7 protein-coding genes are annotated in these 6685 nt (G+C 61.8%); 5 read left to right on the forward strand and 2 right to left on the reverse strand.

The features are described 5' to 3' along the window. Window positions 1-18 precede the first annotated feature (18 nt). The 3 genes from murA to hisD are packed head-to-tail and all read left to right on the forward strand — an operon-like array spanning window position 19 to window position 3288. On the forward strand, window positions 19-1278 hold the full coding sequence (murA, locus tag E4P82_RS03150; protein WP_169247528.1) for a UDP-N-acetylglucosamine 1-carboxyvinyltransferase: 1260 nt from the start codon (window positions 19-21) through the stop codon (window positions 1276-1278). 6 nt (window positions 1279-1284) lie between these two features. Beyond that, window positions 1285-1917 (forward strand): ATP phosphoribosyltransferase, encoded by a 633-nt coding sequence (gene hisG, locus E4P82_RS03155; RefSeq protein WP_169247529.1) that lies wholly within the window; start codon window positions 1285-1287, stop codon window positions 1915-1917. A gap of 57 nt (window positions 1918-1974) precedes the next feature. Next, a complete protein-coding gene (gene hisD, locus E4P82_RS03160) occupies window positions 1975-3288 on the forward strand; it encodes a histidinol dehydrogenase (RefSeq protein WP_169247530.1) in 1314 nt (437 codons plus the stop codon). A 6-nt stretch (window positions 3289-3294) separates the two neighbouring features. On the opposite strand, the gene E4P82_RS03165 is transcribed toward hisD, so the two are convergent. Then, on the reverse strand, window positions 3295-4074 hold the full coding sequence (locus E4P82_RS03165; protein ID WP_211203003.1) for a YkgJ family cysteine cluster protein: 780 nt from the start codon (window positions 4072-4074) through the stop codon (window positions 3295-3297). 158 nt (window positions 4075-4232) lie between these two features. Then, window positions 4233-4988, reverse strand: a complete 756-nt coding sequence (locus E4P82_RS03170) for a GntR family transcriptional regulator (protein WP_246327327.1) — start codon at window positions 4986-4988, stop codon at window positions 4233-4235. A 327-nt stretch (window positions 4989-5315) separates the two neighbouring features. Between E4P82_RS03170 and E4P82_RS03175 the strand changes: the two genes are divergently transcribed. Together E4P82_RS03175 and E4P82_RS03180 are read left to right on the forward strand one after the other, a co-directional pair. After that, window positions 5316-6053: a (Fe-S)-binding protein gene (locus E4P82_RS03175; protein ID WP_169247532.1), complete on the forward strand. Its 738-nt coding sequence runs from the start codon at window positions 5316-5318 to the stop codon at window positions 6051-6053. After that, window positions 6050-6685, forward strand: a 636-nt coding sequence (locus E4P82_RS03180) for an LUD domain-containing protein (RefSeq protein ID WP_169247533.1), incomplete at its 3' end; no start/stop codon positions are given. The genes E4P82_RS03175 and E4P82_RS03180, both read left to right, overlap by 4 nt.

A 6685-nucleotide genomic window follows, 5' to 3' on the forward strand; every position in this document is an offset into this window, starting at 1 on the left:
CCGGCGGACCATGCCTTCATGAGCAAACTCATCATCAATGGCGGCGTACCGCTGTTCGGCGAACTGCGCGCTTCCGGCGCCAAGAACGCGGTGCTGCCGATTCTGGCCTCCACCCTGCTGGCCGACGAGCCGGTCATCATTCGCAACGTCCCGCACTTGCAGGATGTCACCACCACCATGGAGCTGTTGGGCCGCATGGGCGTGGACCTGGTGGTCGACGAGCGGATGAACATCCAGGTGGACCCGCGCACGATCCAGAGTTTCCAGGCACCCTACGAATTGGTACGCACCATGCGCGCCTCGATCCTGGTACTGGGACCGCTGCTGGCTCGCTTCGGTCAGGCCGAAGTGTCGCTGCCGGGCGGCTGCGCCATCGGCTCGCGGCCGGTCAATTTGCACATCAAGGGACTGGAAGCGATGGGCGCCGACATCAAGGTCGAGAACGGCTATATTCGCGCCCGCTCCGGCCGCTTGCAAGGTGCGCACATCGTACTGGATCTGGTCACGGTGACCGGCACCGAAAACCTGCTGATGGCCGCCACGCTGGCTCAGGGCACCACGGTGATCGAGAACGCCGCCCGGGAACCCGAAGTGGTGGATTTGGCCGACTGCCTGACAGCGATGGGCGCGCGGATCGACGGGGCCGGCACCGATACCCTGGTGATCGAAGGGGTCGAGCGTCTCGGTGGCGCCCACTATCAGGTGCTGCCGGACCGGATCGAAACCGCCACCTACCTGCTGGCGGGGGCGATCACCGGCGGCCGGGTCAAAATGAAGGACACTCGCCCGGAAATCTTGGAAGCGGTGCTGCTCAAACTGGAAGAGGCCGGCGCCCAAGTCAACACCGGTCCCGACTGGATCGAAGTGGACATGCTCGGCCGCCGACCCAAGGCCGTACGCATCCGCACCGCGCCCTATCCAGCCTTTCCCACCGACATGCAAGCCCAGTTCGTCGCGCTCAACGCCGTCGCCGAGGGAACCGGCGTGATCACCGAAACGGTGTTCGAAAACCGCTTCATGCACGTCAACGAACTACAACGGATGGGCGCGCAAATCGAGCTGGAAGGCAACACCGCCGTCAGTATCGGGGTACCCCGACTGACCGGAGCGCCGGTCATGGCCACCGACCTGCGCGCCTCGGCCAGCCTGATCCTGGCGGCGCTGGTCGCCGACGGCGATACCGTCCTCGACCGCATTTATCACATCGACCGCGGCTACGATTGCATCGAGGAAAAGCTATCGCATCTGGGCGCGCGCATCCGCCGGACACCGGGCTGAACGCCAATGACCCCAACGCTGACCATCGCCCTATCCAAGGGCCGCATCTTCAAGGAAACCCTGCCGCTGCTGGCGGCGGCGGCCATCGTGCCGACCGACGATCCGGAAACCAGCCGCAAGCTGATCCTCGACACCAACCAGCCCGACGTGAAACTGGTGATCATCCGCGCCACCGACGTACCGACCTATGTGCAGTACGGCGCCGCCGATCTGGGCGTGGCCGGCAAGGACGTGCTGCTGGAACACGGCGGCGAAGGGCTATACGAACCGCTGGATCTGAAGATCGCCCGCTGCCGGTTGATGGTGGCCGGCGATCCCGAGCACCGGCCACGCTTGAACCGCACTCGCATCGCCACCAAATACATCAACACCACCCGGCGTTGGTTTGCCGACCAGGGTCGGCAGGTGGAGGTCATCAAGCTATACGGTTCGATGGAACTGGCGCCGCTGGTCGGGCTGGCCGATTACATCGTCGACGTGGTGGATACCGGCAAGACCTTGCAAGCGAATGGGCTGGCGCCGCTGGAACATATCGCCGACATCAGCTCGCGGCTGATCATCAACAAGGCCGCCATGAAGATGAAACACGCCCGGATCAAGGCGATCATGGCCCGCATGGCCGCCGCCGTTGGCGTCTGAACAATATCCCCTCTCCCACTAGCGGACGAGGGGAGTATCCATACCGGAATGCCGCTCATGCCGAATATCCAACGCCTGAACACCGCCGATGCCGATTTCTGGCCACGCCTGGAAACCCTGACCGCCTGGGAAGGGGTCGCCGACGAAGCCGTGACCGCCGTGGTGCGCGACATTCTGGCGCGGGTGCGGACGGAGGGCGACGCCGCGCTGCTCGATTACACCCATCGCTTCGACCGACTGGACGCCGCTTGCGCCGCCGACCTGGAAATCCCCGCCGAGCGCCTGCGGCAGGCGTTGGCCACCATTCCCACCGAGCGGCGCGCGGCGTTGGAAACCGCCGCCGACCGTATCCGCGCCTATGCCGAACGGCAAAAACTGGCCTCCTGGACCTTCACCGAAGCTGACGGCAGTGTGCTCGGCCAGCAGGTGACGCCGCTGGATCGAGTCGGGCTGTACGTGCCCGGCGGCAAGGCCGCCTATCCGTCCTCGGTGCTGATGAACGCCATTCCCGCCAAGGTGGCCGGCGTGCCGGAAGTGGTGATGGTGGCGCCGACACCGGGCGGCGCGCTCAACGATCTAGTGCTGGCCGCCGCCGCCGTGGCGGGGGTGGATCGGGTGTTCACCCTCGGCGGGGCGCAGGCCATCGCCGCGCTGGCCTATGGCACCGCCACCGTACCTCGGGTGGACAAGATCGTCGGTCCGGGCAACATCTATGTCGCCGCCGCCAAACGGCAGGTGTTCGGCGCGGTGGGCATCGACATGATCGCCGGACCGTCGGAAATCCTGGTGGTCTGCGACGGGCTGACCGATCCCGACTGGATCGCCATGGACCTGTTTTCACAGGCCGAGCACGACGAGGACGCCCAGCCGATCCTGATCAGCCCGGACCCGGCGTTCCTGGAGCGAGTTGCCGCCAGCATCGAGCGCCTGCTGCCGGAGATGGCACGGCGAGACATCATCGAGGCTTCATTGTGCCGGAGAGCGGCGCTAATTCAGGTACGCGATCTGGCCGAAGCAGCGCGGGTGGCCAATTTCATCGCCCCGGAGCACCTGGAACTATCGGTGGAGAAGCCGGAAGAACTGTTGCCGCTGATCCGCCACGCCGGCGCGATCTTCATGGGCCGCTACACCGCCGAAGCGCTAGGCGATTACTGCGCCGGCCCCAACCATGTGCTGCCGACCTCACGCACCGCGCGCTTTTCCTCGCCGCTGGGGGTGTACGACTTCCAGAAGCGGACCAGCATCATTCATTGCTCGCCAACCGGGGCGGCGGCGCTGGGCCGCACCGCTTCGGTATTGGCGCGCGGCGAAGGCTTGACGGCGCACGCCCGGTCAGCCGAATTACGCTCGCAACTGGTGGATAATCCCTGAACGCATTCAGCCGTTCCCCGCGTCCCGCCCGCTGAGGCGACTGAATATTTCCCGCACCAGCGCGGGACCGGGTTGCGGCGGCACTTCATCCAGACCAGCGTCCGCTTCCGCCTGCTCCAACGCCAGGATCAGCGCCACCCAACGGGGTGTGGAAGGGTTTTTTTCGACATTCAGCGCCCTGAGCGTCTTGGCAACCCGCACAACGATGGGCACGGGCTTGATCGAATCCACGGTCGGCCGAGCGCAGTTTTCAGCCGGACTGACGACCAGATACTCGCGGCAAGCCAGGGGACGCTCCTCGTAGATCGAACACGATTCGTCCTCCAGAAATGGGCAGGCGATTCCCTGCTGAAAATAGGCCAGTCCGATCGGATCGACCTCATCGTCGCCAATACGGTTCGGTTCGCGCAGCTTCTCCAGCAAGCCGGCTGCTTGCAACCGTGGTCTCGCCTCCTCGAAACGAGCCAGAATGGTGGATTTCCGGGGTTCCGACATTTGGTCCACCACTTCCCGTAGCCGCCGCGCTTCGATCGCCGAAATGGGAACCAGTTGCCGACAGCAAGCACCGCAGCCTTTTTTGCACGATACCGCCAGCCCCTCCGCTTGCGCGTTTTCCACCGAGAAATCGACGAATCGATCGGTCAAATAACGCAGGAAAGGGAGCAGGTTGCTCAACCGCGTCGGCCCGGCCGGCACCGGCATTTCCAAGCTGATCTTCCTGCCAGCGATGGTCAATTCGGCGGTGGCGTTCAAAAGCTCGCCGGTGTCTTCAACATGAGTGGTCATCATCGCTCCCAAAGGCGTGGAATACTTTCAACATCCAACATCGACTCGTCAGGCCCTTTTCGCCAAGGCCGTTCAAGCAACTCGGCCAACCCCAGCCTCGCCGTTCGACCAGGCCCAAGCGAGGCCACGATCAAGTGTTGGCTTCCAAATCCAGCAGACTATGCAAGCGCCGTTGCGAGCGCTCCTGTCGAACGTCTTCTTCGCCGAGCTCGCGCAGCGTGGATTCGACGAAGGAGAGATGGACATGGGCGGCCTGCCGAGCGGCATCTGGATCGCGATCCAAGACCCCCCTTCAGGATCGCTTGATGTTGCGCATGGATGACCGCGTAGCTGCTTTCGCGCGTGTACAACCGCTCCAACGAACGACTGATATTCCCCAACAACAAATCGAACAAGCCGCGCATCACATGAATCAGCGCGACATTATGAGAAGCATCGGCGATGGCGAGATGAAAGTTGGCGTCCACCACCGCGTCGTGTTGGGGCTCACGAACGCCGCGCTGGATCTCCTCCAACTCGGCGAAACGACAACGCAGAATTTCCCGGTCGGCATCGGTGGCGCGAAGCGCGGCGAAATAAGCCGCCACTTCTTCCAGGGCATGGCGCAACTCCAGCACGTCGAACATGGCCTTGGGATGCTTTTTCAGCAGTTCGATCAAGGGATCGGTGAGGACGGGCGCAACGACATCGACCACAAAATTCCCCCCACCCCGCCGGCTCTGCAAGAGACCTCGGGATTTCAGCGTGGTGATCGCTTCCCGCAGTGACGGACGGGATACGCTGAGCTCCTGAGCCAGCTCCCGCTCTGGAGGTAGTCGTTTGCCCGGCTTGAGAACGCCTTCCAGAATCAACTGTTCGATCTGGCTGACGATGGCATCCGAGACTTTCGGAGGGTTAATCGTTTCGAATTGCATGATCTTGCCCAAACGTTGAACTCGATATCATGGCCATTGTGCCATGTGGCTCTCGTTGTCCTACCCAGCCTTACTTACAAAACCCCACGACCAACGCATCGTTTGCGGTCTCGTTATTAGCTTAGCAAAACTTTGGTCAGACCATATGACCAAATACTTGCAATCCCAAAAATGAGCTGCTATAAATTGGTCAGACCACATTACCAATAATGCCAGCTCGCGGCTGGCCCAGTTGGTAAATAAAACGAGAAGCCACCACACCACTGACCCAGACCGGGCGGCGGCATGTAGGCGGCACAACCCACCAAAGTCGGAGAAGATACAACCATGCCCGCCCGTCCCGAGAAGGTGTATTACTTCGGTACCTGCCTGATCGACCTGTGTTATCCCCAAGCCGGAATGGCCGGCATCGAACTGCTGCGCCGTGAAGGCATTCAGGTCGTTTATCCCCAGCAACAATCCTGCTGCGGCCAACCCGCTTACAATTCCGGCTTCCGCGAAGAAACCCGCAAGGTCGCCCGCCAGCAACTCAGGGCGTTTCCCAAGGATTACCCGATCATCGTTCCATCCGGCTCCTGCGGCGGAATGCTGAAACACCATTACCCCAAACTGTTCGCCGACACGCCCGAAGCCGCCGAAGCGCAGCGCTTCTCCGACCGTGTTTTCGAACTGACCGAATTCTTGGTCAAGGTGCTCAACATCAAGCTGGATGATCGGGGACAACCGATCAAAATTACCTGGCATTCCTCCTGTAGCGCGCTGCGCGAGATGCAGGTGATCGCATACGCCAAATCGCTGCTTCATCAGTTGAAAAACGTCGAAATGATCGAGCTGCAACGGGAACGCGAATGCTGCGGATTCGGCGGTTCTTTCTCAGTCAAGCAGGCCGATATCTCCTCGGCGATGGTGGCCGACAAGGTCGCGGATATCGAGCAAACCGGCGCTGCCCTGCTTCTTTCCGGCGACTGCGGTTGCTTGATGAACATCGGTGGAGCGCTGAAGCATCGCAACAGTCCGATTCCCGCCAAACACATCGCCGAATTCCTGCTGGAGCGCACTCAATGACCGAGACCGTGGTCGATTTTCCTCGGAATTTCAAAAAGGCCCTGAACGACGGCCAACTGCGCCGCAACCTCCGCGCCGCCATGGACACCTTGGGGCAACGGCGTCGGAATCTGTTTTCCGACCGGGAAGCCTTCGAGCAACTGCGAATGCGCGGCGACGCCATCCGTCAGCGCGCGCTGCGTAACCTGCCGGAGTTGCTGGAGAAACTGGAGCGGAACTGCACCGAAAACGGTATTCAGGTGCATTGGGCCGAGACGCCTGCCGAAGCCAACCAGATTTGTCTGGAAATCATTCGGCGCCACAACGCCACCCGCGTCATCAAGGGCAAATCGATGGTGTCGGAGGAAATGCACCTCAATCGCTTCCTGGACGAACGCGGCATCGAGGCGCTGGAAACCGATCTCGGCGAGTACATCATCCAACTGGATCATGAAACGCCCTCGCACATCATCGTGCCGGCCATTCACAAGAACCGCGATCAGATCGCGCGACTGTTTCACGACAAGATTCCCAATACGCCGTATACCGAAGTAGTCGAGGAACTCAACGCCATCGCCCGCAAGATCTTGCGTGAAAAGTTTTTCGCGGGTGAAGTCGGGGTCAGCGGGGTCAATTTCGCGGTGGCCGAAACC

Source organism: Candidatus Competibacter phosphatis (genome assembly GCF_012939995.1).
Classification (GTDB): Bacteria; Pseudomonadota; Gammaproteobacteria; order Competibacterales; family Competibacteraceae; genus Competibacter; species Competibacter phosphatis.

Bases quoted from the DNA above. Each gene is read 5' to 3' on its own strand.
- E4P82_RS03165 (WP_211203003.1), bottom strand. From the start codon at position 4,074: ATGACCACTCATGTTGAAGACACCGGCGAGCTTTTGAACGCCACCGCC.
- hisG (WP_169247529.1), top strand. From the start codon at position 1,285: ATGACCCCAACGCTGACCATCGCCCTATCCAAGGGCCGCATCTTCAAG.
- E4P82_RS03175 (WP_169247532.1), top strand. From the start codon at position 5,316: ATGCCCGCCCGTCCCGAGAAGGTGTATTACTTCGGTACCTGCCTGATC.
- E4P82_RS03170 (WP_246327327.1), bottom strand. From the start codon at position 4,988: ATGCAATTCGAAACGATTAACCCTCCGAAAGTCTCGGATGCCATCGTC.
- murA (WP_169247528.1), top strand. From the start codon at position 19: ATGAGCAAACTCATCATCAATGGCGGCGTACCGCTGTTCGGCGAACTG.
- hisD (WP_169247530.1), top strand. From the start codon at position 1,975: ATGCCGAATATCCAACGCCTGAACACCGCCGATGCCGATTTCTGGCCA.